The 23,758-nt window shown below is 62.5% G+C and carries 21 protein-coding genes; 6 read left to right on the top strand and 15 right to left on the bottom strand.

Features of this window, described 5'->3' with window-relative positions; translation table 11 throughout:
- The first annotated feature begins 101 nt into the window (after window positions 1–101).
- Window positions 102–941, top strand: coding sequence for an outer membrane protein assembly factor BamD (locus tag V7660_RS02180; RefSeq protein WP_335601482.1), 840 nt, complete (start codon window positions 102–104; stop codon window positions 939–941).
- Window positions 942–952: 11 nt separating this feature from the next.
- Here the strand turns inward: V7660_RS02180 and ligA are convergent, their stop codons facing one another.
- The 3 genes from ligA to V7660_RS02165 all read right to left on the bottom strand — a co-directional run bounded on the left by ligA (window position 953) and on the right by V7660_RS02165 (window position 6,633).
- The gene (gene ligA / locus V7660_RS02175; RefSeq protein ID WP_335601481.1) at window positions 953–3,055 is read right to left on the bottom strand and encodes an NAD-dependent DNA ligase LigA; all 2,103 of its coding nucleotides are present in this window, start codon (window positions 3,053–3,055) and stop codon (window positions 953–955) included.
- Window positions 3,052–4,743 carry a DNA repair protein RecN gene (gene recN / locus V7660_RS02170; protein ID WP_335601480.1) on the bottom strand — a complete coding sequence of 564 codons (1,692 nt, stop codon included), beginning with the start codon at window positions 4,741–4,743 and terminating at the stop codon, window positions 3,052–3,054. The genes ligA and recN overlap by 4 nt, the downstream gene beginning before the upstream one ends.
- A gap of 78 nt (window positions 4,744–4,821) precedes the next feature.
- Entirely contained in the window at window positions 4,822–6,633 is a 1,812-nt protein-coding gene (locus V7660_RS02165; protein WP_335601479.1) for an aminopeptidase P family protein, read from the bottom strand.
- Between the two features lie 170 nt (window positions 6,634–6,803).
- Between V7660_RS02165 and V7660_RS02160 the strand changes: the two genes are divergently transcribed.
- Window positions 6,804–6,986, top strand: coding sequence for a hypothetical protein (locus V7660_RS02160; protein WP_335601478.1), 183 nt, complete (start codon window positions 6,804–6,806; stop codon window positions 6,984–6,986).
- On the opposite strand, the gene V7660_RS02155 is transcribed toward V7660_RS02160, so the two are convergent.
- Entirely contained in the window at window positions 6,980–7,855 is an 876-nt protein-coding gene (locus tag V7660_RS02155) for a 50S ribosomal protein L11 methyltransferase (RefSeq protein ID WP_335601477.1), read from the bottom strand. The genes V7660_RS02160 and V7660_RS02155 overlap by 7 nt on opposite strands.
- A gap of 63 nt (window positions 7,856–7,918) precedes the next feature.
- Here V7660_RS02155 and V7660_RS02150 point away from each other — a divergent pair, with 63 nt between their 5' ends.
- From V7660_RS02150 to V7660_RS02135, 4 genes are all read left to right on the top strand, one after another.
- Window positions 7,919–8,842 (top strand): peptidylprolyl isomerase, encoded by a 924-nt coding sequence (locus V7660_RS02150; protein ID WP_335601476.1) that lies wholly within the window; start codon window positions 7,919–7,921, stop codon window positions 8,840–8,842.
- Window positions 8,843–8,888: 46 nt separating this feature from the next.
- Entirely contained in the window at window positions 8,889–10,175 is a 1,287-nt protein-coding gene (locus V7660_RS02145) for an ammonium transporter (RefSeq protein WP_335601475.1), read from the top strand.
- Between the two features lie 53 nt (window positions 10,176–10,228).
- Window positions 10,229–10,999 carry a peptidoglycan editing factor PgeF gene (gene pgeF / locus V7660_RS02140; RefSeq protein ID WP_335601474.1) on the top strand — a complete coding sequence of 257 codons (771 nt, stop codon included), beginning with the start codon at window positions 10,229–10,231 and terminating at the stop codon, window positions 10,997–10,999.
- An 88-nt stretch (window positions 11,000–11,087) separates the two neighbouring features.
- Window positions 11,088–12,023 carry a ribose-phosphate pyrophosphokinase gene (locus V7660_RS02135; RefSeq protein WP_335601473.1) on the top strand — a complete coding sequence of 312 codons (936 nt, stop codon included), beginning with the start codon at window positions 11,088–11,090 and terminating at the stop codon, window positions 12,021–12,023.
- A gap of 6 nt (window positions 12,024–12,029) precedes the next feature.
- On the opposite strand, the gene V7660_RS02130 is transcribed toward V7660_RS02135, so the two are convergent.
- From V7660_RS02130 to dusA, 11 genes are all read right to left on the bottom strand, one after another.
- Window positions 12,030–12,533 (bottom strand): hypothetical protein, encoded by a 504-nt coding sequence (locus tag V7660_RS02130; protein ID WP_335601472.1) that lies wholly within the window; start codon window positions 12,531–12,533, stop codon window positions 12,030–12,032.
- Window positions 12,534–12,613: 80 nt separating this feature from the next.
- Entirely contained in the window at window positions 12,614–14,515 is a 1,902-nt protein-coding gene (locus V7660_RS02125) for a peptidoglycan DD-metalloendopeptidase family protein (protein WP_335601471.1), read from the bottom strand.
- Complete coding sequence (locus V7660_RS02120) at window positions 14,512–14,895, bottom strand: BlaI/MecI/CopY family transcriptional regulator (protein ID WP_335601470.1); 384 nt, start codon at window positions 14,893–14,895, stop codon at window positions 14,512–14,514. Before V7660_RS02120 ends, V7660_RS02125 begins: the two co-directional genes overlap by 4 nt.
- 211 nt (window positions 14,896–15,106) lie before the next feature.
- Entirely contained in the window at window positions 15,107–15,385 is a 279-nt protein-coding gene (locus tag V7660_RS02115; RefSeq protein ID WP_335601469.1) for a hypothetical protein, read from the bottom strand.
- Window positions 15,386–15,476: 91 nt separating this feature from the next.
- A complete protein-coding gene (locus tag V7660_RS02110) occupies window positions 15,477–16,187 on the bottom strand; it encodes a molecular chaperone DjiA (RefSeq protein ID WP_335601468.1) in 711 nt (236 codons plus the stop codon).
- 128 nt (window positions 16,188–16,315) lie between these two features.
- Entirely contained in the window at window positions 16,316–17,197 is an 882-nt protein-coding gene (locus V7660_RS02105; protein ID WP_335601467.1) for an ion transporter, read from the bottom strand.
- A 106-nt stretch (window positions 17,198–17,303) separates the two neighbouring features.
- Window positions 17,304–17,774, bottom strand: coding sequence for a nuclear transport factor 2 family protein (locus V7660_RS02100; RefSeq protein ID WP_335601466.1), 471 nt, complete (start codon window positions 17,772–17,774; stop codon window positions 17,304–17,306).
- Between the two features lie 44 nt (window positions 17,775–17,818).
- A complete protein-coding gene (locus V7660_RS02095; protein ID WP_335601465.1) occupies window positions 17,819–19,543 on the bottom strand; it encodes a hypothetical protein in 1,725 nt (574 codons plus the stop codon).
- Complete coding sequence (locus tag V7660_RS02090) at window positions 19,540–21,021, bottom strand: ATP-binding protein (RefSeq protein WP_335601464.1); 1,482 nt, start codon at window positions 21,019–21,021, stop codon at window positions 19,540–19,542. Before V7660_RS02090 ends, V7660_RS02095 begins: the two co-directional genes overlap by 4 nt.
- 37 nt (window positions 21,022–21,058) lie before the next feature.
- Window positions 21,059–22,627 (bottom strand): YifB family Mg chelatase-like AAA ATPase, encoded by a 1,569-nt coding sequence (locus V7660_RS02085; RefSeq protein ID WP_335601463.1) that lies wholly within the window; start codon window positions 22,625–22,627, stop codon window positions 21,059–21,061.
- 90 nt (window positions 22,628–22,717) lie between these two features.
- Window positions 22,718–23,695: a tRNA dihydrouridine(20/20a) synthase DusA gene (gene dusA, locus V7660_RS02080; RefSeq protein ID WP_335601462.1), complete on the bottom strand. Its 978-nt coding sequence runs from the start codon at window positions 23,693–23,695 to the stop codon at window positions 22,718–22,720.
- Window positions 23,696–23,758 lie beyond the last annotated feature (63 nt).

Below are 23,758 nucleotides of genomic sequence, written 5' to 3'. Positions count from 1 at the left end.
GGCCTCGCGCCGCGTATCCCTGAGAAACCTGCTTGGAAAACCCCGCGGGTTCGCGCTAAGCAGGTAGCCAGATCATCACAGCAGAAAGCGCCTGCCCTGCCATGCGACTGTCCTCGAAACTTCCGATCCTCCTCATTGCTACCGCAGCCCTCACGCTGACGGCCTGCCAGTCCCGCGAAAAGCGCCGCGAAGAACTGGCCTATGTCGAGCGTCCCGTGGAGGCGCTGTACAATCAGGCGGCCACGGAACTGGACAAGCGCGACTATGATCAGGCGATCCTGCTGTTCAACGAAGTCGAGCGCCAGCACCCCTATTCCGAATGGGCCCGCCGCTCGATGGTGATGACGGCCTTCGCCCATTATCAGGCGCGCCATTATGATGAGGCCATCGAAGGCGCCCAGCGCTATCTCGGTCTGCATCCCGGCGGCTCCGAGGCGGAATATGCCTATTACCTGATCGCGGCGAGCTATTTCGACCAGATCACCGATGTCGGCCGCGACCAGGCCACAACCGAACGCGCCCGCGACGCCCTGATGGATGTGGTCCGCCGCTTCCCGGACAGCCAGTACGCCCGCGATGCCAACGCGAAGCTCGACATGGTCCGCGACCAGCTGGCCGGCAAGGAAATGACGGTGGGCCGCTGGTATCTGCGCAACAACCAGACCCTGTCAGCCATCAATCGCTTCCGCACGGTGGTGAAGACCTATGACACGACTTCGCACACCCCTGAGGCGCTGCATCGTCTGGTCGAATCCTATCTGACGCTGGGCCTGCGCGATCAGGCGCTCGCGGTTGGGTCAACGCTCGGATACAACTACCCGAACAGCAGCTGGTACAAGATGAGCTACCGCCTGCTCACCGATGAGGGTCTTGATCCAGAAGCCCTGGACGAGGAAACGCGCCGCACCCTGTTGCAGCGGATCCTTCCCGGCGGCAAATAGTGGCCCGGCGGTCAGCCGCCGATCAGCTCAAACCATTCGTCTTCCGTCAGCGTCTGCACGCCAAGGCTTTCGGCTTTCTTGAGCTTTGAGCCGGCGCCCGGACCGGCGACGAGGATATCCGTCTTGGCCGAAACAGAGCCAGACACTTTCGCGCCCAGCGCATTGGCGCGTGCTTTCGCTTCATCCCGCGTCATCCGCTCCAGCGTGCCGGTGAAAACGATGGTCTTGCCAGCGACGGGGCTGTCGGACGCCGCAGCCTTTTCCGCTTCCACGGTGATCTCTTCCAGCAAGGCGCTCAGCATCTCGCGATTGTGAGGCTCGGCCTCGAAGTCGACAAGCGCGCCCGCCGCGGCCTTGCCGACACCATCAATGCCGGTGAGTTCGGCGAAGGCTTCGGACTCCTGCCCGCCTTCAGCTGCGCGGACAACCGTTTGCCAGAACGGCTCCCATTTCAGGAAATGCCGGGCATAGAGCTGGGATGTGGTCTGGCCCACATGGCGGATGCCAAGCCCGTTCAGGAAACGCGCAAACGGCACAGTCCGGCGAGCATCAATCGCATCGAACAGTTTCTTTGCAGAGGCTTTCCCGAAGCCTTCCCAGTCTTCGAGTGGCGGCAGGCCTTCGGCTTCGATCCGGGCAGCCAGCCGGAAAATATCCTGCGGCGCCTTCACGACGCCCTTCTCCTGAAAGAGCTGGACCTGTTTCGCGCCGATCCCGTCAATGTCGAGCGCCTTGCGGGAGACGAAATGCTTCAGTCGCTCCACCGCCTGCGCCGGGCAGACGAGCCCGCCCGTACAGCGTCGGCGCACATCGGCCTCGCCCTTGTCGTCGATCTCGCGGACAGCCGCTGATCCACAGACCGGGCATGTGTCCGGCATATGCCAGACCTTGCCGCCGCCATCCTGCACCACGCGCAGGACTTGCGGGATGACATCCCCTGCCCTCTGGATTTCGACCGTATCGCCCGGTTTCACGCCGAGGCGTTCAATTTCGTCTTCATTGTGAAGCGTGGCATTCGACACCACGACGCCGCCGACCGTAACCGGGGTCAGGCGCGCGACCGGCGTCAGCGAGCCTGTGCGGCCGACCTGGATGTCGATTTCTTCGAGGGTCGTGGTTGCCTTTTCGGCGGGAAATTTGTGGGCGATGGCCCAGCGCGGCGCGCGGCTGACAAAACCGAGGCGCTGTTGCCAGTCGAGCCGGTTCACCTTGTAGACGACGCCGTCAATATCGTAGCCGAGCGTTACCCGCTGTTGCTCGATGTTGCGATAAGTTTCGATGAGGTCGTCGACGGTTGCCGCTTTGGCCATCAGGGGATTTGTCTGGAAGCCCCACTTAGCGAAAGCCGCCACCGCCTCCATCTGGGTGTCCGCGAAGGGCGCGCTTTCAGCCGCCCAGGCATAGGCGAAGAAATTCAGCGGGCGAGATTTGGTGATCTCGGTGTCGAGCTGGCGCAGGCTGCCGGCAGCCGCGTTGCGCGGGTTGGCGAAAATCTTGCGCCCGGCTTCGCCTTCGCGCGCATTCAGCGCCGCAAAGTCGGCATGGCTCATATAGACTTCGCCGCGGATCTCGATGAAATCGGGCCAGGTCTTGCCTGCCAGTTTCGTTGGGATGTCATCCAGTGTCAGGGCGTTCGCGGTGACGTCTTCCCCCACCAGCCCGTTTCCGCGTGTTGCAGCCCGTTTCAGCTTGCCCTTCTCATAGGTCAGGCTGAGCGACAGGCCGTCGATCTTGGGTTCAGCGGTGAGCTCCAGTGTTTCGGACTCGTCCAATCCGAGAAAGCGCCGGATACGCCCGGCGAACTCGGTGACGTCTTCGTCTGAAAACGCATTGTCGAGCGACAGCATCGGCGCGGCATGAGTTGTCTTGGCAAAGCCGTCCTGCGCCACAGCGCCGACCCGGTCGGACGGGCTGTCTTCACGTTTCAGCTCCGGGAAGCGGGCTTCGATGGCGAGGTTGCGTTGGCGGGCCGCATCATATTCGGCGTCGGTCAGGACCGGCGCGTCTTCCTGATAATAGGCCGCATCCGCTTCGGCGATGAGGGCAGCAAGGCGCGCGAGTTCAGCGGCCGCTTCGTCCGGTGTCAGATCCTCGACCGGTGTTGCCTCGCTCATGCACCCTCCAACAACCTCCCGGCGGCTGCGCGGGCCTCAGCGGTAACTTCGGCGCCTGACAGCATTCGGGCAATTTCTTCCTGCCTGCTGCTGTCATCTAGCCCGCGTATGCGTGAGCCGCCAGCCCCATCCTGCTCCTTCTCCACAAGCCACTGGGCTGAGGCGGACGCAGCCACTTGCGGGCTGTGCGTGATCGCAAAGACCTGTCGGGCCTGACCCAGCGAGATCAGGCGTTCGCCAATAGCGGCCGCCACCGCACCGCCGACGCCTTGATCCGCCTCATCGAAGATCAGCGTCAGCGCAGACCCTGCTTCGGCGAGGGCACATTTCAGGGCGAGCGAGACGCGGGCGAGTTCGCCGCCGGATGCAATCTTGCGCAACGGGCCAAAACCGGCGCCGGGATTGGTCTCGGCGTCGAATTGGACCCAGTCGATTCCGTTAGGGCCGCCCTCCCCCTCTGCCAGCGGCGTGATCGCAACCCGGATTACCGAGCGGCCGAGTTTCAGCGGCTTCAATTCGCGGGCGATGGCCTTTTCAAGCTGCGAGGCGGCCGCCTGCCGCGCGGTGCTCAGCTTGCCAGCCGCCTGGTGCCAGTCGGCGCGGGCAGAGGCCTCGGCCTTGCGGGCGGCAATCAGCGCGTCTTCGCCGGCTTCAACCAGATCAAGACGGTCGCTCAATGAGGTGAGCATGTCCGGCAGGAGATCGGGATCGCAGCCATGTTTCCGGCCCGCTGCGCGCAGGGCGAACAGGCGCGCTTCGGCGCCGTCCAGTTCTGCGGAGTCATGGTCCACGAGCCGTTCAAGCTGGCCAATGGCGTTCGCCGCTTCGCGGGCTTCGATCAGGGCGCGCTCGACCGCTTCCGCGGCGGCGCGCGCCGCAACCGGCAGTGTGTCCTGAGAGGATTCAAATCCCGGCAGGCGGCAAATGCGCTCGGTGGCCCGCGCCGCCTTGGACAGGGCGTCTTCCACGCCGGATTTCTCTAGCACGTTTTCGGCTTCCCGCACGGCTTCGGTCACGCGCTCAGACTGCATCAACAGGGTCCGGCGCTCTGTCAGGATTGCGGCTTCGCCTTCCTGCGGGTTGAGACGGGAAAGCTCCGAGACGGCTTCGGCCAGCCAGTCGCGATGTTCGATGGCTTCGGCATGCGCGTCTTCCAATTCCTGACGCCGGGCACTGGCCTCCGCCATGGCGGCATGGGTGGTCGCGCACATTTCCAAAAGTTTTTCATTGCCCGCAAACTGGTCGAGCAAACGCCGGTGAGACGAAGGTTTCATCAGGGTAGAGGCCGCATGCTGGCCGTGAATCTCGACCAGAAGGTCGCCAATTTCCGACAGGAGCGTGGCGCTGACCGGCTGGTCATTCAAGAAGGCGCGCGCGGGCCCGCTGCGGCGGATGACCCGCTTCATGGTCAATGTCTCGTCGGGGGAGGCATCAATGCCGGCCTCGGCCAGCGCAGCCCAGACCGGATGGCGGACCGGCGGCGAAAACTCGACCGCCACGCTCGACTGGTCCTGCCCCGCCCGAATCATCGCGCGGTCGGACCCATGCCCCATCGCCAGCGACAGGGCATCGAGAATGATGGACTTGCCTGCCCCGGTCTCCCCGGTCAGCGCCGTAAACCCGGCGCCCGGTTCGATGTCCAGGCGGTCAATCAGGACGAAATCACGTATCGACAATGAAAGGATCATGGCCAGTCTCCAAAGAGTCTACTGGCCATGATTTATCATTAGAACAAAACCGGAACAAGCCCGATTTTCACAGATCGCCTAAAGCGGCATGCAGGCCGCGCGCAACCAGTCCTTCACCGGCCCGTCCAGACGGTCGGCCAGCAATTCGTAGACTTGCGCGTGATAGGCATCGACCCAGTCCCGCTCGTCCTTCGTCAGATGAGCCAGATCGATCAAATCCCGTGCCAGAGGCGCAAAGGTCAGGCATTCGAAGCCGTACATGTCGAGTTCGCCGCCTTCGATGGCCGCCGGTGGCATGACATATTGCAGGTTCTCGATGCGGATGCCGTACTGCCCGGCGCGGTAATAGCCAGGCTCGTTCGAGACGATCATGCCGGTCTCCAGCGGCACCGAGTTCCACGCCTTGGCAATGCGCTGCGGCCCTTCATGGACGCCCAGATAGACGCCCACACCGTGGCCGGTGCCGTGCTGGTAGTCGAGCCCGGCCTGCCAGAGCGCATGCCGCGCCAGCACATCAAGATGCGTGCCGGTCGTTCCTTTCGGGAAGCGGACCATGGCCAGAGAAATATGCCCCTTTAGCACCAACGTGTAGTGACGGCGCATGTCCGTACTCGGATCACCGATCGGCACCGTCCGCGTCACATCTGTCGTGCCATCAAGATACTGGCCGCCACTGTCGACGAGATAGAGGCTGCCGCGCTCCAGCTTGCGGTTCGAGGCCGTCGAGACGCGGTAATGCGGAAGCGCCCCATTCGGCCCGGCGCCGGAAATGGTCGGGAAGGACAGATCGTTCAGCCCGCCGAGGTCTTCGCGAAATTCCTCCAGCTTGATGGCGGCGTCGATCTCGGTGATCTCGCCGCTTTGCGCGTCCGTATCGAGCCAGTGCAGGAAGCGGGTCAGGGCCACGCCGTCGCGAATATGTGCGGCCGCAGAGCCTGCGAGTTCCGCTTCATTCTTGCAGGCCTTGGGCAGCGCAACCGGGTCGCGCTGGCGCACGGGCGTCGCGCCCGCCTGTTCGAGCTGGTCGAAGAACCAGGCCGAGGCCACATCCGGATCAACGCTGACGGTCTTGCCCTTCAGCTCGGCGAGGCCTTTTTCGAGGTCGGGCAGCGGGCGCAGCGTGACGCTGTTGCCAAGATGCTGGCGCAGCGCGTCGGACACTTTGACTTCATCAAGGAAAAGGTCAGCAGAGCCGTCGGCAAACAGGATCGCGCGGCCAAGCGGCAGCGGCGTACAGCTGACATCGCCGCCGCGAATGTTGAACGCCCAGGCGATGGACGCCGGCGACGTGATCACAGCCGCGTCGAGCTTTTCAGCTTTCAGGTCCTGGCCGATCTGCACACGCTTTTCGTCATGCGCGACGCCTGCAAATTTTACCTCATGCGGCACGACCAGCGCGGCGGGCTGGTCTGGCCGGTCAGCCCAGGCGAGGTCGATGGGATTGTTCGTGACGGCGACCAGTTCAGCGCCGGCCGCCTTGGCCGCCGTGCCCATGGCCGCGACATCGTTCGGGCTCATCAGTTTCGGGTCATAGCCGATGCGCTTGCCGGTCATGTCCTGTGATTTGAGCCAGCCGAACGGGCCGGGCTCCGGCACGGCCTGTACTTCCCAGAGGTCCGGATCGGTCTGGTCGGCGACCTGCAGCGTGTAGCGGCCATCGGCAAAGATCACGGCGCGGTCTGTGAAGACGAACGCCGAGCCGAACGAGCCGGTAAACCCGCTGACCCAGGCCAGGCGCTCATTGGCGTCCGGCAGGTATTCGTTCTGGTATTCGTCATCATGCGGAACATAAAGGCCGTCGATGCCCTGCGCGACAAGCTGTTCGCGAACGAGGGGCAAATGGGCGCGCCCGTCTTGCGGGCCGCCCTTGATATCAAATGTCTGTCTCATGCCCCTTACTTAGAGCGAAAGCACTGTTTTGACCATAGAAAGCCGCATCGTAGCTATGCATTTTTTCATGCTAATTTCCGCTTTTCTATGCTTTTTTGTTTAGAGTTATCCGCTACATAGCGCCCACACAAAAAATTGTGCGCCGCACAATACAAAAAGAGGGACGCACTATGAGACGTCAAAACACAATCGCCACGCCAGAGATGGCAATCCTTTCCGGCCATGGCCGGTCGCTGATGGTCAATGAGATGGCTGAGCCAGCCTTCGTCAACGCCCTGCAGAGCGCCGAAAGCCAGCGCCCGCAGATCCTGGCCCGCCGCTCCGCCCGTTGGGCTCGTCGCGCCGCTTACTGAGCTTGCAGGGCCTGGCCCGGTTTCCGGAACACTAGCGTTGACCAGCCGTCTTCGCGGATACGTGTCTGGAAATCGAGCCCCCGGGAGGCAAACGCATTCCGGACTGGCGGCGCCTGATGGTGCAACAATCCTGACAGGATGATTGTGCCGCCTGGTGCTGTGAGAGACGCAATATCCGGTGCGAGCCCGATCAGGGGTCGCATCAGGATGTTCGCAAACACGGTGTCATATGGCCCGCCCTGACGAATGCGCGGCGTGTTGGCACCCGTAACATGCAGGGCGGTAAAGCCGCTGACATGGTTCTTCCGGGCGTTCTCGTTCGCCACCAGCACGCTGTCGAGATCGATATCCGTGCCAATCGCGGACGACGCGCCCGCCTTCAGGGCCGCAATCGCCAGCACGCCGGAACCGGTCCCGAGGTCCAGCACCTTGCCGATGGACCGGCGGCGGCGCACCTCGTCCAGCGCCAGAAGGCAGCCCAGCGTCGTGCCATGATGACCCGTGCCGAAGGCAGGGCCCGCTTCGATCAGTACGGAAATCTTCCCCGGTGACTGGCGCGCAAGGGCATGGCTGCCGGCCACGATGAACGGCCCGGCCTTGACCGGCGGCAGGCCTTCCAGTGACAGCGTCACCCAGTCCCGTTCGATCACCTGTTCGATCCGCGCGACGAGGTCCGGCGCGGCTTCTTCGATGATTGCCACGCACGCTTCGGCGTCTTCCAGCGTTTCGGCAAAGGCATCGAGCCGCCAGCTCGTCCGGCTGTCTTCCTTGGCATCGACCGCGCCCGCAGGCGACGGATCGGCCCAGGCCAGCGCATCCCACGCCAATTCGATTGGCGTCCGCGCGCCCTTTGCACTTATCTGATACATAAGCGGCGCTTAGCAGGCGGATGATTTCTTGGGAAGGACACAAAGATGGTGCGGATATCGCTCATGACAGTTGCATTTGGCGCGTCCCTGTTGGGAGCTTGCCAGACGCAGCCCCCTCCCGACCCGGCTCCAGAACTCGCGGCAGTCGACGCCCCCACCCCGGACGCGCCGTGGCGCGAGGTGGGAGCCGAAAATCTTGTTATCCTGAAAACCATGTCGGGGGACGTCGTCATCGAACTCGCGTCGGAGGCTGCGCCTGAACATGTGGCGCAGTTTCGCGAGGCGATACGGGCCAATCTCTACAATGGCGAATACTTCTATCGCGTGATCGATGGCCATGTCGCCCAGGCCGGGCTGGAATTCGAGCACAGGCTGGAAGGCTGGGCCGACTTGCCATTGGAGACCGAACGCGCCCTCGACGCCGAGGGCTTTGCCCCGCTCGGAAACCCGGATCTGTTCGCAAACCAGGTCGGGCACCGGGACGGCTTTGCCGTCGGCCGCGAGAACGGGCAGGAATGGTTGCTGCATTGTCCCGGCGCGCTTGGCATGGCGCGGAATGCGCCGCCGCATTCCGGCTCGACCGAATTCTTCATTCCGATTGGCCAGCGCCGTTATCTCGACCGCAACTATACGATCTTCGGCCGGGTCATTTCGGGCATGGCCCATATCAATCGGCTGGAACGCGTGGAGCCGGCGGGGGAGGATGAGATCGGCGCCTTCACCGATCCGGACACATCCGAACAGGCCTTTGCGGCGCGTGCGCAGGCCCTCTCCGCCAATGAGATTGTGTCCATCGGGCTCGCGGCCGACATGCCTGAAGACCTGCGTCCGCGCTGGGAAGTCATGGCAACGCCTGGCGCAGAATGGGAAGATTTGAAAACCTCCAAACGCGATTACAGCATCTATGATGCCTTTGTGGTGACGCCGCCGAAACGGGTGGATATCTGCACCCTCCCTGTCCCTGCGAGAGCGCTGCCCGCTGATTGACGAACCCGGCGGGGTTCGCCAAACACAAAGAAAAACGGGGAGTGAAATGCTGACATCAATACAAGGCGCTACACGCGCAGGCCTGCTTGTGGCCGCAATCGGGGCCATTGCCCTGCCGGCCCATGCCGACACCGGGGACACGGCCTGGATCCTGGCCTCGACGGCGCTGGTCCTGTTCATGACCCTTCCGGGGCTGGCCCTGTTCTATGGCGGTCTTGTGCAGGCAAAGAATTTGTTGTCGGTGTTCATGCACTGCTTTGCCATTGCCTGCCTGATCAGCCTGGTCTGGCTCATGTGCGGCTATTCCATCGCGTTCGGGCCGGGCGAAAGCGGCTATCTGGGCGGCTTTGCGAAAAGCATGATGGGCGGGATCACAGGCGCGCCGCTGGACGGCCAGACCATTCCGGAACCCCTGTTCTTCATGTTCCAGATGACTTTCGCGATCATCACCCCGGCGCTGATCGTGGGGGCGTTCGTCGAGCGTGTGAACTTTGCCGCCGTGCTGATCTTTTCCGCCCTCTGGCTGCTCCTCTGTTATGCGCCCGTGGCCCATTGGGTCTGGGGCGGCGGCTGGCTGGCCGACAAGGGCGTGATCGACTTCGCCGGCGGCATCGTCGTGCACACGACCGCCGGGATTTCTGCGTTGGTCTTCGCCCTGATGCTGGGGCGTCGCAGTCATTTTCCGAAAGACATGCGCCCCCCGCACAGTCCCGGATTCGTCCTGCTTGGCGCGGCCATGCTCTGGGTTGGCTGGTTCGGCTTCAATGCCGGGTCCGCCCTCGGCGCCAATGAAACAGCGGCGCAGGCCATGCTGGTCACCCACATCTCGGCCGCCACAGCGTCGCTGGTCTGGATGCTGATCGAATGGATCAGCTTCCGCAAACCCACCCTGGTCGGCATCGCCACAGGCATGGTGGCGGGCCTCGCCACGATTACCCCGGCTGCAGGCTCGGTAGGGCCTCTCGGCGCGATCATTATCGGTATCCTGGCCTCAGGCGTCTGCTACGCCGCTGTCGGCCTGATCCGCCAGCGCCTCAAGGTCGATGACAGTCTCGACGTGTTCGCGGTCCACGGTGTGGGCGGCATGCTCGGCAGCCTGCTCATCCCGTTCCTGGCCGCCGCAGGCCCGCTCGCTCCGGGACTTGGGATGTCCGTTGGGGCGCAATTTGGCGCTCAGCTGCTCGGCGTGGCTGTGGTCGCCCTTTACTCGGCCATTGTGACCGCTGCCATCCTGTTTGCGATCAAACTGTTCCTTCCGCTCCGGGTATCGCCCGAGGATGAAGAGAATGGCCTCGACTCGGCAACGCATGGTGAGACGGCGTATCATATGTGACTCGGCCCTGCGGCGCGCTTGACAGGCGCGCCGCAGCGACCCACGCCTAGGGCATGACCGACATGCCGCCCTATGAAATAAGTGACACTCTTTCTGGCCTGAATGGCATCCGGCATGGATTCTTTGGGCGGCGCGGGGGCGTGTCGGGCGGGCTCTATGCCAGCCTGAATGCCGGTGAAGGCTCGGGAGATTCCCCCGACGCCGTCGCCACAAACCGCGAGCGCATCCGGACGGCCCTGTCGGCGCGCGCCCTGCTCTCCTGCTACCAGATCCATTCGGCCGATGTGATGCACGTCACCGAGCCCTGGACCGTTCGCCCGGAAGCGGACGCAATGGTCACGACGACACCAGGCCTTGCCCTCTGCATCCTGACGGCGGACTGCACGCCCCTCCTGTTCGCTGATGCCGAGGCGGGCGTGATCGGCGCGGCCCATGCCGGCTGGAAAGGCGCGATCGGCGGCGTGATGGACACGACAGTGGCGGCCATGCTGGAACTGGGCGCCCGGACCGACCGGATTCGCGTCGCCATTGGCCCGACCATCCAGCAGGCGAGCTATGAGGTCGGCCCGGAATTCCGCGACACATTCCTGTCCGAATCTCCCGAAAGTGCGGCCTTGTTCATTCCGGGCGAGGGCGACCGCCTGCATTTCGACCTGCCCGGCTATTGCCGGCAGCGGCTGGACCGGCTGGGCGTGCACAGCATTCACGATACCGGCCTGGACACGTGCGCGCTGGAAGATGCCTATTTTTCCAACCGTCGGCGCAATCACCGGAACGAGCCCGACTATGGCCGAAATGCCTCAGTCATCATGCTTACGCTGTAATTTTCTGAAAAAGTCCGAAGAGTCAGGTTGCGACTCGCTGCCCTATGTTACAAAAGCGACACCAATCGGGCAGCACGGGCGCTCCAACATGAAACTGCTTTCCTGCAATGCGAACCGGCCATTGGCAGAAGCCATCGCCGATTATCTGGACACGCGCCTGACGCGATCAGAGGTGAAGACGTTTTCGGATCAGGAAATATTTGTCCGCATCGACGAGAATGTCCGCGGCGAAGACGTCTTCGTGATCCAGTCCACCTCCTACCCCGCCAATGACAATCTGATGCAATTGCTGATCTGCATGGACGCGCTGAAGCGCGCCTCGGCCCGACGCATCACGGCCGTGATCCCCTATTTCGGCTATGCCCGCCAGGACCGGAAGACGGATGGGCGCACGCCAATCTCCGCAAAGCTGGTCGCAAACCTGATCTGCAGCGCGGGCGCCGACCGCGTCCTGACCGTCGATCTTCATGCCGGCCAGATCCAGGGCTTCTTCGATATCCCGACCGACAACCTCTTCGGCAGCCCGGTGATGGTGGACGACATCAAGGAACGCTACGGCACCAAGGACCTCATCGTCGTATCGCCGGATGTCGGCGGCGTGGTGCGGGCCCGCTCGCTGGCCAAGCGGCTTGAGGCCGATCTTGCCATCGTCGACAAACGCCGCCCCGAAGCCGGGAAGTCCGAAGTCATGAACATCATTGGCGACGTGTCCGGCAAGCGCTGCATCATGCTGGACGATATGTGTGATTCCGGCGGCACGCTGGCAAACGCGGCTGCCGCCCTGAAAGAGCATGGCGCGAAGTCTGTCTCCGCCTATGTGACGCATGGCGTGCTGTCGAACAATGCGGTGCAGCGCATTGAGAAATCCGTACTCGACGAACTGGTGATGACCGACTCGATCCAGCCGTCAGAAGATGCAATCAAGTCCAAATCTATCCGTATCCTGCCCATATCCCCCCTGCTCGGCGAAGCCATCCGCCGGATCGCGAACGAGGAAAGCGTCTCGAAGCTCTTCGACCGCTAGGCCCGACTACTCGACTTCAGGCGCCAGCCGGTTCACCAGATACCGCACCGCGCCGAGGATCAGCAGGATACTTGTCACCAGCAAGCCGGCCAAAACAGCCATCAGCGTGGCAATGGCGTAATAGGACAGCACATACCAGTTCGTCGGGATGTCTTCGAATTCCCCGATCGGGATGGACGAGAAAGTCAGCAAGGCGACGGCGCTGCACAGGCTGATCGTGGCAAACCAGGCAATCATGCGCACGCGCTTGAACAGCCAGATGCCGATATCCGCACTGCTATTATGCATCATCCCCAACATGGTGAGCATCAGGGCCAGAATTGTGGCAGATGCGCTGGCAATGGCTGCGCCGAAATAGAGGGAGGAGTCCGACAAGGCCTTGACGAGACTCATGGCTTCAGAGCGGGAATATATCTGACCCACAAAGAGGCGGTGAATGCCAAACAGGATGAATGTCAGCACACCGCCGACCATCGGTGTGGCTTTCCCAACCGGCTTGGGTGATGCCATGACTGAAACCTCCTGCCCTGCGGCGCGTCCTGCTGCCTGTCGCAACTAGACGCGCCACCAGTCCGGAAGGTTCCGAGGAACTAGCTTATGCAGAATTCCAGAGGGTAGGTGACGCCCTTCACTTCCGCCAGATTTCCATTGTCATTCATCACCGGCTCGAATGTCGCTTTGTTCAACTTTATCGCTTCCGCATTGAAAACTGGATCAGTGCACTCCGCAATTTTATTTGCTGGCACCCCATCTGTTCCCAGGTCGAACATGACCAGACAAGCGCCGCTTTTTCCCTGCAGTGCGGCCTCCGTCGGATAGGACGGTATTGGCAGGTCAACCGATACGGGCACCCAATCCTTTTCAAGACTTAGGCCCGCAGACGCATTCGCAATTCGTGAAGCATCGATCCGCGCTTGCCACTCATCTGAAACCTGACGGTCTTTAAACCAATTGGTTTGTCCACTGCAGAATTCGGAAGCCTGGACACCGTCTTGATCCCCGCCCAATTCCACATCCGGGGCAGAAACCGGCTGGGGCGCAGGTGGGGTCAGAGGGGCACGCGGCGCAGAGGGGGGTTGCGAAACTTTAGCCCCCGCATTTTCCGTGATGAACAGCGAGTCGGCAAGGACAAGCCCCTGCTCCGCCATCGGATCAACAGCCGCGCCGTCGCGCCAGACCTCCAGATGCAGGTGCGGTCCCGTGGCCTGACCGGACTGGCCGAGCGAGCCAATAACCGTACCGGCAGATACGGATTGCCCTGCAGACACCTTGATGTCTTTCAACTGGCCAAAGCGCAGCACCGTATTACCCGCAGAAATTTCAACGAGATTGCCATAGCCGCGGGTCATCTCCGCGCGGGTCACACTGGCCGCTACTGGCGCATAGACCGGCTTGCCTTCTTCCTCGGCGAGATCCACGCCTTTATGCTCTTTCGCCTCACCCGAGACAGGGTGCTTGCGCATACCGAATGCGCTGGTCAGTTTGGCCTTGTCCAACACGGCATGGCTGTAGGCAATTGCGTCGGCAGGCAGAATGGCTGCGCCACGGATCAGGGATCCCTGCGCAAGGGCAAGCGGCGCGGCAAGCGCGAGCGCAGCGACCACGGCAAGGCCAAGGCGCTTCGGCCGGTGCGGGGTTTCGCTCAGCAATTGGGTCAGGCGCATTTTCAGGGTTCCTTCCTTCTTGAGGGTGAATGCTGCAACCGGCAGGATCAGCGCAGGCCGGGCATGTCGCGCGACCTGGGTCAGGGCCCGGGCATAGGCAATCCGGTCCCCTGTCAGGTCCGCCGTCTCTTCATCGACAATGGCTTCGCGCCAATAGTCGAGCCGTTCGCGGATGGCCCAGGCAAAAGGCGAGAACCAGAAGAGGTCTGCGACCATACGGTCGAAAGGCCGGGTCAGCAGGTCTCCCCGCTTCAGGTGAACCAGTTCGTGCACGATGATCTGGGGGGTATGCTGTTTCGAGATCAGCGCCGCCGGAATGAATATTACCGGACGCAGGATGCCCGCGAGAAAGGGCGCGCCGTGCGGGATAACACGCACCGCTGGCACGCGCCGCAACCCGATGGCATCGGCCCAATGGCGGACCGGACGCACAACCGGGCGGGATGTCTGCTTCAGCCGCTGTAGCCGCGCCTGACCCATACCCCAGCAGAGCACACGCACACTCCACCCCGCCACCAGCCCCCACAGGATCATCGTCTCGATTGGAGGCATACGGAAGGAAGGCTGGGCCGCTTTAACAAAGTCAGCCTCCGGCTGAACCCTGAGCACTTCCATCATGGGCATATCCGGCAGCGCCTGTCCGGCGACCTGGCTGAGGCCCGGCATGAAGGCAGACGTGAGGAAGGGGGCGAACATGAGCGCTGCGGCGCCGCGCCAGATAGCCTGCGCCATCTTGGGCGAAGGCTTGAGCGCGCAAAGCGCGGTAGCGAGCAGCCAGAGCGCGGCGCTCCAGCCAAGGGCGAGGCAAACCAGTCCGGGCAGGCTCATGCCTTGTCCTCCGTGTCGCCGGCAGCAGCATTGATGATGGCGTCAAGCTCGTCGAGTTCGGCATCCGACAGGTGCGGGCTCTCGGCAAACAGCGCCGCAGGCAAGGGCCCGTCCATGTCCAGCACCTGACGGGCAAGATGCCGGACGAGGCCGCCAAGCGTCGCCGTCCGGTCAAGCGCGGCAGTAAACACCGCCATGCCATGCACATCGGCCCGCGTGACCCACCCCTTCTCTTCCATGCGCGCAATGACGGTGCGCGTGGTGGAGGGCTTCCAGCCTTGCGCCGGGCCGATGGCCTCATGCACTTCCCGCGCGCTTTGCGGTCCGGCAGACCAGAAATGTTTCAGCACGGCGAGTTCGGAGGGATTGGGTTGGGACATGGCAATCTCGCTAAGTTGGTCACCCACTCACTACAGATGTAGTGTATTCATGTCAAATGAAACCTTGCTCTGCGAATTTCCAGGCCCGCGAAACGACTCGAGAGTCCGAAAATAACGGACTCCCTCCGGACTTTTTCCCGCGATTTATGGATACTTTATGGACAATTTACGGACAGGGTCCGCAGGCGTTCCGGGCTCGGTTTGAGTGGGCCTATTCGACGGTCCAGCCACGTGGCGTCCGGCGCGCATCCAGGGTGAGCGGCTCATCACCAGATTCGCGTGCGGCAGCGCGCGGACCTTTGCGACCTGCATAGCGCATGAACAGGGCCGCCGAGGCCAGCAACACGCCTGCAATGGCCGTCATTACGGCAAGAAGGCTGGCAAACAGGACAAGAAGCAGACCGATACACAGCTGCGCCACAAGGCTGACCGCGCTCGAAAGCGCGTCTGCGATGTTGAAACGGCCGGAACTGGAAGCTGCTTGGGTCATGACTCTCTCGATTACACAGCAAACATGGCGTCAGCTTTGCGCCCCGTCAATGGAATGCAATACGGATACCATGTGAAATCACGCAATTGCCTCAATCGGCCCGGATCAGCAGGCCCCGTTCTGTGCGGATCTGCGCATAGGCCGCCGTGATCGACGCCGCCTTGGCATGGGCCGCATCCTCGAATTCGCGGGGGGCGCCCATCTGCACCACCCGGTCGGGATGATTGTCCGCCATCAATTGGCGATAGGCCGCGCGAATGTCTGAAAACTCCGCATCATGTGCCACACCCAGAATGTGATATGGATCGTCACTATCCGGCCCCAGATGGCTGGCCTTGATCCGGCGGAATGTCCGCTCGTCGAATCCGAACGCGTTGGAGACGGTACGCAAATAGTCCATTTCGTCCATTGTCACGACGCCATCGGCGCCGGCAATCTGGAACAGACCGTCCAGAACTCCCTCAAGCAAACAAGGCCGGGTATGGTATTTCCGACCGATCTTGCGCGCATAGCCCTCATAACCACGGACCGTCTGGCGCGCGATATTGAACACGCGGCGGACACTGTCTGCATCTTCCGGCGCAACGCGGAAAACACGGGAAAACACCATGATTTCCCGATCGGAAACGGTCCCGTCAGCAACGGCGAGCTTGGCACCGAGGCCAACTACGGCCGCCGTGAAGCTCACATCATTCGGGTCTGGCGCGCACGCAAAATCCTTCCCGTCGACAGAAGCGCCGTCAGAGTTGTCAGGGTCGAACAGGCGTCGCCCGCCCTCAAGCAGTCGGGTCCACAAAGACATTCGGGGAAATTCTATACCCTATTTTGCGAATTTTGGGAGCGCGGCATGCTGACAGATGCGTGAAGTACTGCTCACAGTTCCAATTATGAATTCTTTTTTAGATTCTGGTGCTTCACCCCGTGCCACATCTATTTGGGTCGCGACTCGACTGCCGCACGCAAAGCCGCAATCTCCGACCGCATGTCCTGAATGGCTGTCAGGACAGCTGCCCGGCCCTTCTCGGCCGTCATCAACTCGTCTTCCAGTTCCTCTTCGAGTTCGTCGAGCCCCTCTTCGATGATCGCCTGTTGTTCGGCGGCCAGGGAATCCACAATCAATGCGATGAAGAGGTTCAGGATGGCAAAGCTGGCGATGAAGATGAAAATCAGGAAGAACATCCAGGCATAGGGATTGCCGTCATCAATGACTTTCTGGACGACTTCGAACCGCCAGCCATCCATCGTCATGACCTGGAAAAGGGAATAGGCCGAGCGTGGCAAATCTCCGAACAATTCAGTGACCTCCTCATTCTCGGTATTGCCATACATGTTCGTCGCCATGACGGCTGCGACATAGGTGATCAGCGCCAGTACCGCGAAGATCGCGCCCATGCCCGGCAAAGCCTTCATCAGCGCCTCGGTGATCCGGCGCATCATCGGCACGATATGCAGGAGCCGGAGAATCCGCAGGACGCGGAGCGCGCGAAGCACGCCGAATGCCTGACTGCCCGGAATAAGAGACACGCCGATGACAATGAAATCGAACCAGTTCCAACCACCCCGGAAGAATTGCAGCCGGTATACGAACAGTTTCAGCAGGATTTCGATTGCAAAGACGTATGTGATTGCCTGATCGATCACGTCCAGGGAGACGACGAGGCTTGGCGGCAGGGTTTCCCGATAGGTCAGCACGCCGAGGATCACCGCATTCACGATGATAAGCGTGATCACCAGGTGCCGGAACCATGGCCGTTCGATCATGCCCTCAAGCGAAGAATTGTGGGTGCTGATGTCGAGTGTTGCGCGTTTCATGGTCTGAGCCGTGTCCCCTTCGGTCGTGAGGCCATACGGCGTTTTGCCCGCAACCGCGCCGACTGCCAAGGCATGGCGTGGCTCTTACCGGGATCAGTACGGCCCGCTAGTCGGCAGATGTGGTCGTGTCGGAAACGATCACCCAGTCGCCCTCGATCTTGCGGAGGACCAGCGTGTAGAGCCCGGACGGGTTGTCGCCTTCGACCTCCAGCATCCAGCGGCCATGCGCAATAGCGGCGTCGGGCGACAAGATGTCGATCTCATAATCGGACGTCACGAGTGTGCCCATCTTTGCGGGCGTGTCGTAGCGTGTTTCATACCGTTGCAGCGTCGCGTCCCAGCCGCGCGCGATGTTTCCGCCGGACGCGAAACGAAGGTCCGGGGATTTCCAGTAGCCGTCCATGAAAGCGGGAATATCCCCGCGATTCCATGCTTCGTCCTGAGCCTCCAGCATCGCCGTAATCGCTGCGGCCTCGTTCGCTTCCATCCCGGCCGTTACGCCGGCTGGAGCGGATGGGGAGGTCGCGCAAGCCGCAAGAGCGAAAGGCAGGACGAGTGCAATCAGGGCTGAACGCATGAATATTCCTCCGGACTTTGGGGCCGACAAGCCGGGCCCCTCGCCTATCGCTTGAGATAGGCCTGACGCGCCCACTCTATGGCACTGAGCGCCACGGCGACACCCCCGAGCCAGAAGGTGATGATGAAGACATCGTAGAACCCGTTCTGCTCGATCATTTCGCCGAGCCAGGGACGGCCCAGCGTGCCGATCAGCATGGTGAGCGAGGCAAGCAGCGCATATTGCACGGCGGCAAAGCGCGGATTGACCACGGAGGTGAGATAAGCCGTCATCGCCACGAGCGCAAAGCCGCCCGCAATGTTTTCCGCAAAGATCGTCACCATCAGGCGCGCCATGCGCTGACCCTGGTCGGAGGCCAGCGCTACCTCCTCCGGCTGAAGTTTTGCCGCCCAGTCGGCAAACGTAATCAGGGGCGCGTCGAGATGGGTGAAAGCGAGGAAGGCGTCCACGGTCGCGGAGCCGGCGGCGAGGTCCGCATAGAGCAGATTGGTCGCCGCTGCGACGATCCCGCCGACAAAGAAGACCGGCATCCGACCCAGCACCGCAATCAGCATCGCACCGATCAGCGAGCCGAGAATGGTGGCAACGACGCCGAAGAATTTCGAGGCAATGGCCACATCGTCCAGCGTGTGCCCCAGCGCATCGAGGTCGGCGCGCAGGTAGAAGGGATAGGCAAACGAGCCCCAGACCGCATCCGTGAACCGGTAGGTCAGTGCCAGCGCAAGAACGAGGATCGTCCACCAGCCGAGCCGGGAAATCAGCTCCATCAATGGATCGAAGATCGCCCGGAACAGCGTTGCCAACAGCTTGTCGCCCCGGCCCTGCCCGGCGATCAGGAGTGGCGCCTCGGTGGCGACCGCCTTTTGCGTGAAGACGAGCAAGGCGGCGACCACGGCAGGCAGCACGACTGTGAGCAGGACAATGATCGGCCCCTGCTCAGAGACGAACACGCGCGAGGAAATATCCGCGCCCAGCGCCAGTTTACGCACGACAAACGTCCCGATCAGGGTGAAGCCAACCAGCCAGCTGGCCGCAACGACGGCCACGGCCGGCAAGGTCACCCTGCGGCGAAGCGAGGGCAGGAAACTCATCCGGCTCGTATCGGGGCGGGAAGAAGATTCCGGTTCCGGCGCCAGCAAGCTGCCGAGCACCGTCAAGGCGATGAACACCGACATCATTACATAGGACACGGTCCATCCGACGCGCGCGGCGACCAGCAGGGCCAGGAAGCCGGAGATGAATCCGCCGGATTTGTAGCCGAACTGATAGAGGGCGGACATGAGGTCCTTGTCTTCTTCAGACCGGGCCACTTCGATGCGCCAGGCATCAAGGATCAGATCATGTGTCGGACCAATGATTGTGATGACGAAACAGATCAGTGCCACCAGGCCGATATTCTGGGGCGGATTGCTGAAGGCCAGCACAATCAGGAGCAAGGCGATCACCGACTGACAGACGATCAGCCAGGACCGGCGCCCGCCAATGCGCAGGAAGGGCACGTTCCGGGCGCGACCAAACATCGGGGCCCAGAGATATTTGAAGGAATAGCCGAGAGATACGAGGGCGAGCACGCCGATCGTGTCCGTATCGATGCCTTCCTGTGTCAGCCAGGCAGAGAGGACACCAACGACAGCGCCATAGGGAATGCTGGCCGCGAAGGACAGGATCAGCATCGCCGCCATACGGCGGTCCTTCAGTGCCTTCAGCGCGCGGACGGCACGGGAGGGTTCACGCACCGCGGGAGGCGTGGGCGCCGACGTATCGCTCATGCAGCGCCTTCGTGCCGGACCGGCTCGCTTGTCCACTGTAGCGCCAGGCTGCGAAGGGCTTCGGCGTCGAGGGGCTTGGCCGCGACGCTGCTCGCGCCGGCCGCGCGGGCCTGCCGTTCGATACTGGAATTCATTTCTGCCGAGATGGCGATCATGGGCACAGTAGACCCGGTTTCCCGAATGCGCCGCATGGCTTCAAAGCCATCCATCACAGGCATACGCAGATCCATAAGGATGAGGGCAAAGTTCATTTGCGTTGCAGTCTCCACGGCCTCACTTCCGGTGGAGGCCACAGTGACGCTAAAACCAGCCGATTCCAAGGCGCGGCGTGCGATCAATGCGTTTACCGGATTGTCATCGGCAATCAGCACATGCCCTGCCCCGGTTTGTTGCACGGGTTCATCAATCGCCTGTTCGCCGGACTGGATGACAAAGACGCGTTCCGCAATCGAGGACGCCCGGAGGGGACGCACCAGCCATCCGGCACATCCGAGGCTCCGGAAACGCTCAATGGCGCCCCGGTCTTCAGGGCGCAGCACGACCAGGGTGGGACGCTGGCGCGCAAATTCCCTGACCAGCTTCTCGCGCAGATCTGCCCCGATCAACAGGACATCGACATGGGCGGGGACCCGGCCCGAAACCGGATCGATCATGTAAGGCGTGGCCTTTGATCCGCACAGGGCCGAGGCGGCCGCGAGCGCGGTGGCACCCGGAAGCCCAACCAGCCCCACAGTCATATCCAGATTGGGCAGATCATGAGTCGAGGGCATGTCGGCACGCGGCAAGGGCAGGAAGACGGTAAAGGCAGTGCCCACGCCCGGGGCGCCGTCAATATCCACCCACCCACCGAGGAGTTCCGTCAGGCGCTTGACGATGGCGAGGCCGAGCCCGACGCCGCCATCCTTGTACGCATCTTGCGTGGCTGATTGGGTAAAGGCGCGAAACAGCTGGGCCCGGTCGGATTCGGCAATCCCTGGTCCCGTATCGATGACCCGGAATTCCAGCCCCTCCTGCCGGTCGATGATGTCCAGCAGGACCGAGCCCTGCCGGGTGAATTTGAGCGCGTTCCCCACCAGATTGAACAGGATCTGACGAATACGGCCTGCATCGCCGGAATAGGTCGGCATCGGCAGGGGTTGGGCGCGGACAGCCAGATCGAGCCCGGCTGCATGCGCGCGCGGGCTGAGCAGTTCGATCACTTCGCGGCCAAGCCGGACCGGGCAGAAATTCTCGACCTCCAACTCCACCGCCGAGGCATCCAGCCGGGCATAATCCAGCACATTGTTGAGCAGATCCAGAAGGCGGGCACCGCTCATCCGGATGGCTTCGGCATATTCGCGCTGGGCCGGGGCAAGCTCGGTCTCCAGCAACAGGGAAACGGTTCCGAGAATGCCGTTGAGCGGCGTCCGGATTTCGTGGCTGGCCGTCGCGAGGAAGGTGTCTTCCGGCTTGGCGGGGGGCTTGGGTGCATCCGTCATAGGATGCCAGCCCTATCGCAAAGCCTTTATCATTCATTTAACCGACCAGGCCGCCAGAGGCCGCCCCCTGCGGCTGCGAAATAGCCGGTTTGGCCATACCGGGCGGGCGATGCCGATAGGAGAGCGCTTCGGCGATATGGAGCCGCCGCACACCATCGCAGCCCTCAAGATCGGCAATCGTCCGCGCGACTTTGAGGACGCGGCTGTAGCCTCGCGCCGTCAATTGCAGCCGTGCGGCTGCGTCAGCCAGTAGCGCCGCACCCGCCTCATCGGGCGCCGCAGATGTCTCCAGTTCCGGCAGAGGCGTGTCGGCATTGACGGATCGGCAGGTGTCACTGGCCAGATGAGCGAGGCGTTCGGTCTGGATATCCCGCGCGCGGGCAACCCGTTCCCGCACTTCGGCAGACCCCTCCGATGGCGGCGGCAGAGCAAGGTCGACAGCCGTCACCGGCGGCGTGTCATAATAGAGGTCGATCCGGTCAAGGAAGGGCCCGGAAAGCCGCGCCTGGTATTGCTGCGCACAGCGGGGCCCGCGCCGGCAGGCAGCTGCGCCCGGACCACCTCCGCAGCGGCAGGGATTCATCGCGGCAATCAGCTGGAAACGCGCGGGATACCGGACATGCCGGTTGGCGCGTGCCACGACAGCTTCCCCGGCTTCGAGAGGCTGTCGCAAACTGTCGAGGACCGTCGCCGGAAACTCCGGCAATTCATCCAGGAACAGAACGCCGTGATGTGCGAGGGACACCTCCCCCGGCTTCGCCTTGATGCCGCCACCGACGAGGGCGGCCATCGAGGCCGAATGATGCGGCGCGCGAAACGGCCGTCGCCGCGACAGGCGCCCGCGTTCCAGCAAGCCCGCAATCGACTGGATTTGCGACACTTCCAGCAATTCACGGGCAGACAGCGGTGGCAGGATGCCCGCCAGTCGCTGGGCCAGCATGGACTTGCCCGATCCCGGCGGCCCGCAGAAGAGGAGATTATGACCCCCGGCGGCCGCGATTTCCAGCGCGCGCTTGGCCCCTTCCTGCCCTTTCACATCGCGCAGGTCCGGGCCTGCTGGCGGCGTTGCCAGTTCGCCCGGCCGGGGCGGGCTGATCACGCTGCGCCCCGTGAAATGATTGATCAGGGCAATCAGACCCGTGGCGCCGATTACGCTGCCCCCGGCCCAGGCCGCTTCGGCACCGCATATCTGGGGACAGATGAGTTGCAGATCCATCGCCTCTGCTGCCATCGCAGCTGGCAGGACGCCGAGCGTTTCGCCCAGCGCGCCGTCGAGCGATAATTCCCCGATGGCGGCGTAGGATTCCAGCTGGTCGGCGGGAACCACCCCCATCATGGCGAGGATGGCGAGCGCGATGGCGAGATCGTAATGGCTGCCCTCCTTAGGCAGATCAGCGGGCGCGAGGTTCACGATGACGCGTTTGGGGGGCAAGGCGAGGCCGAGCGAGGCAAAGGCGGCCCTGACCCGCTCCCGGCTTTCGCCGACCGCCTTGTCCGGAAGGCCCACAATATGAAAGGCCGGTTGGCCACCCGCCATCTGGACCTGCACGTCCACCGGCTGGGCGTCTACGCCTTCAAAGGCAAATGTCGTAACCCTGCAAACCATCTCCAACCCCAGTCAGCATGGAGCAAATAGTTAACAGATTGCCGCGAACAAATAAAGAACGAAATTCCGAAAAGTTGAAACCTCTTTACCTCAAGCGTCGAGCAGGACAGCGCTCAAGGCTTCATCGAGCACTTCGAGACCGGCGCCCTTGTGCACGGCCTTTTCCGACAGGGTCCGGCGCCATCGCCGCGCACCCGGCTGGCCATTGAACAGGCCCAGCATGTGGCGGGTCATAGCGTGCAGGCCCACCCCTTCGGCCAGACGCGCAGCCATGTAGGGACGGTAAGCCTCAATGGCGGCTTGCGGCGAAACCGGTTCGCCCTTGCCGAACAGGGCCGCGTCCACCTCTCCCAGCAAGGCAGGCGATTGATAGGCGGCCCGGCCGAGCATGACACCGTCGAAGACATCCAGATGCTCGCGGCATTGGTCGATTGTAGTGATCCCGCCATTCAGGATGATGGTCAGGTCGGGCCGCGCCGCCTTGAGACGCTCGACGAGGGCATAATCAAGCGGCGGGATATCCCGGTTTTCCTTCGGGCTCAGCCCTTTCAGCCAGGCCTTGCGGGCATGGACGGTGAAGACCTCGCATCCCGCCGCGCTGACTTTTTCGACAAAGCCGAACAAGGTTTCTTCCGCTGGCAGATCATCAATGGCGATTCGGCACTTTACCGTGACAGGGATCGACACCCGCGCCCGCATGGCGCTGACGCACGCTGCGACTTCCTCCGGCCGCGCCATCAGGCAGGCCCCGAAGGCGCCGGACTGGACCCGGTCGGACGGACAGCCGCAATTGATATTCACCTCGTCATAGCCGAACTGCTCGGCAATGGCGGCCGCCTCGGCGAGCTTTGCCGGCTCGTTGCCGCCGAGTTGCAACACGATCGGATGCTCGGCGTCGGAATAGCCAATCAGGCGCTCACGGTCGCCATGAATGACGGCATCAGCGGTCACCATTTCCGACCAGAGCAGCGCATGTTTCGACAGGCTCCGATGGAACATGCGGCAATGCCGGTCGGTCCAGTCCATCATGGGGGCAATGGAAAATGTATATGACAGACGGGAAGACATATTCGGCGCGGGATCCTCATATTGAGCTGGTTCAGACCGCCTTCTAGCGGAAATGCGCGGCTT

Source organism: Hyphomonas sp. (assembly GCF_036964145.1).
Taxonomy (GTDB): Bacteria; Pseudomonadota; Alphaproteobacteria; order Caulobacterales; family Hyphomonadaceae; genus Hyphomonas.
The sequence above is the reverse complement of the archived record's forward strand: the minus strand, read 5'-3'. Positions and strand labels throughout refer to the sequence as shown.

Excerpts from the sequence above, each read along its gene's own strand:
- V7660_RS02180 (WP_335601482.1), top strand. The coding sequence starts at position 102 with ATGCGACTGTCCTCGAAACTTCCGATCCTCCTCATTGCTACCGCAGCC.
- ligA (WP_335601481.1), bottom strand. The coding sequence starts at position 3,055 with ATGAGCGAGGCAACACCGGTCGAGGATCTGACACCGGACGAAGCGGCC.
- recN (WP_335601480.1), bottom strand. The coding sequence starts at position 4,743 with ATGATCCTTTCATTGTCGATACGTGATTTCGTCCTGATTGACCGCCTG.
- V7660_RS02165 (WP_335601479.1), bottom strand. The coding sequence starts at position 6,633 with ATGAGACAGACATTTGATATCAAGGGCGGCCCGCAAGACGGGCGCGCC.
- V7660_RS02160 (WP_335601478.1), top strand. The coding sequence starts at position 6,804 with ATGAGACGTCAAAACACAATCGCCACGCCAGAGATGGCAATCCTTTCC.
- V7660_RS02155 (WP_335601477.1), bottom strand. The coding sequence starts at position 7,855 with ATGTATCAGATAAGTGCAAAGGGCGCGCGGACGCCAATCGAATTGGCG.
- V7660_RS02150 (WP_335601476.1), top strand. The coding sequence starts at position 7,919 with ATGACAGTTGCATTTGGCGCGTCCCTGTTGGGAGCTTGCCAGACGCAG.
- V7660_RS02145 (WP_335601475.1), top strand. The coding sequence starts at position 8,889 with ATGCTGACATCAATACAAGGCGCTACACGCGCAGGCCTGCTTGTGGCC.
- pgeF (WP_335601474.1), top strand. The coding sequence starts at position 10,229 with ATGACCGACATGCCGCCCTATGAAATAAGTGACACTCTTTCTGGCCTG.
- V7660_RS02135 (WP_335601473.1), top strand. The coding sequence starts at position 11,088 with ATGAAACTGCTTTCCTGCAATGCGAACCGGCCATTGGCAGAAGCCATC.
- V7660_RS02130 (WP_335601472.1), bottom strand. The coding sequence starts at position 12,533 with ATGGCATCACCCAAGCCGGTTGGGAAAGCCACACCGATGGTCGGCGGT.
- V7660_RS02125 (WP_335601471.1), bottom strand. The coding sequence starts at position 14,515 with ATGAGCCTGCCCGGACTGGTTTGCCTCGCCCTTGGCTGGAGCGCCGCG.
- V7660_RS02120 (WP_335601470.1), bottom strand. The coding sequence starts at position 14,895 with ATGTCCCAACCCAATCCCTCCGAACTCGCCGTGCTGAAACATTTCTGG.
- V7660_RS02115 (WP_335601469.1), bottom strand. The coding sequence starts at position 15,385 with ATGACCCAAGCAGCTTCCAGTTCCGGCCGTTTCAACATCGCAGACGCG.
- V7660_RS02110 (WP_335601468.1), bottom strand. The coding sequence starts at position 16,187 with ATGTCTTTGTGGACCCGACTGCTTGAGGGCGGGCGACGCCTGTTCGAC.
- V7660_RS02105 (WP_335601467.1), bottom strand. The coding sequence starts at position 17,197 with ATGAAACGCGCAACACTCGACATCAGCACCCACAATTCTTCGCTTGAG.
- V7660_RS02100 (WP_335601466.1), bottom strand. The coding sequence starts at position 17,774 with ATGCGTTCAGCCCTGATTGCACTCGTCCTGCCTTTCGCTCTTGCGGCT.
- V7660_RS02095 (WP_335601465.1), bottom strand. The coding sequence starts at position 19,543 with ATGAGCGATACGTCGGCGCCCACGCCTCCCGCGGTGCGTGAACCCTCC.
- V7660_RS02090 (WP_335601464.1), bottom strand. The coding sequence starts at position 21,021 with ATGACGGATGCACCCAAGCCCCCCGCCAAGCCGGAAGACACCTTCCTC.
- V7660_RS02085 (WP_335601463.1), bottom strand. The coding sequence starts at position 22,627 with ATGGTTTGCAGGGTTACGACATTTGCCTTTGAAGGCGTAGACGCCCAG.
- dusA (WP_335601462.1), bottom strand. The coding sequence starts at position 23,695 with ATGTCTTCCCGTCTGTCATATACATTTTCCATTGCCCCCATGATGGAC.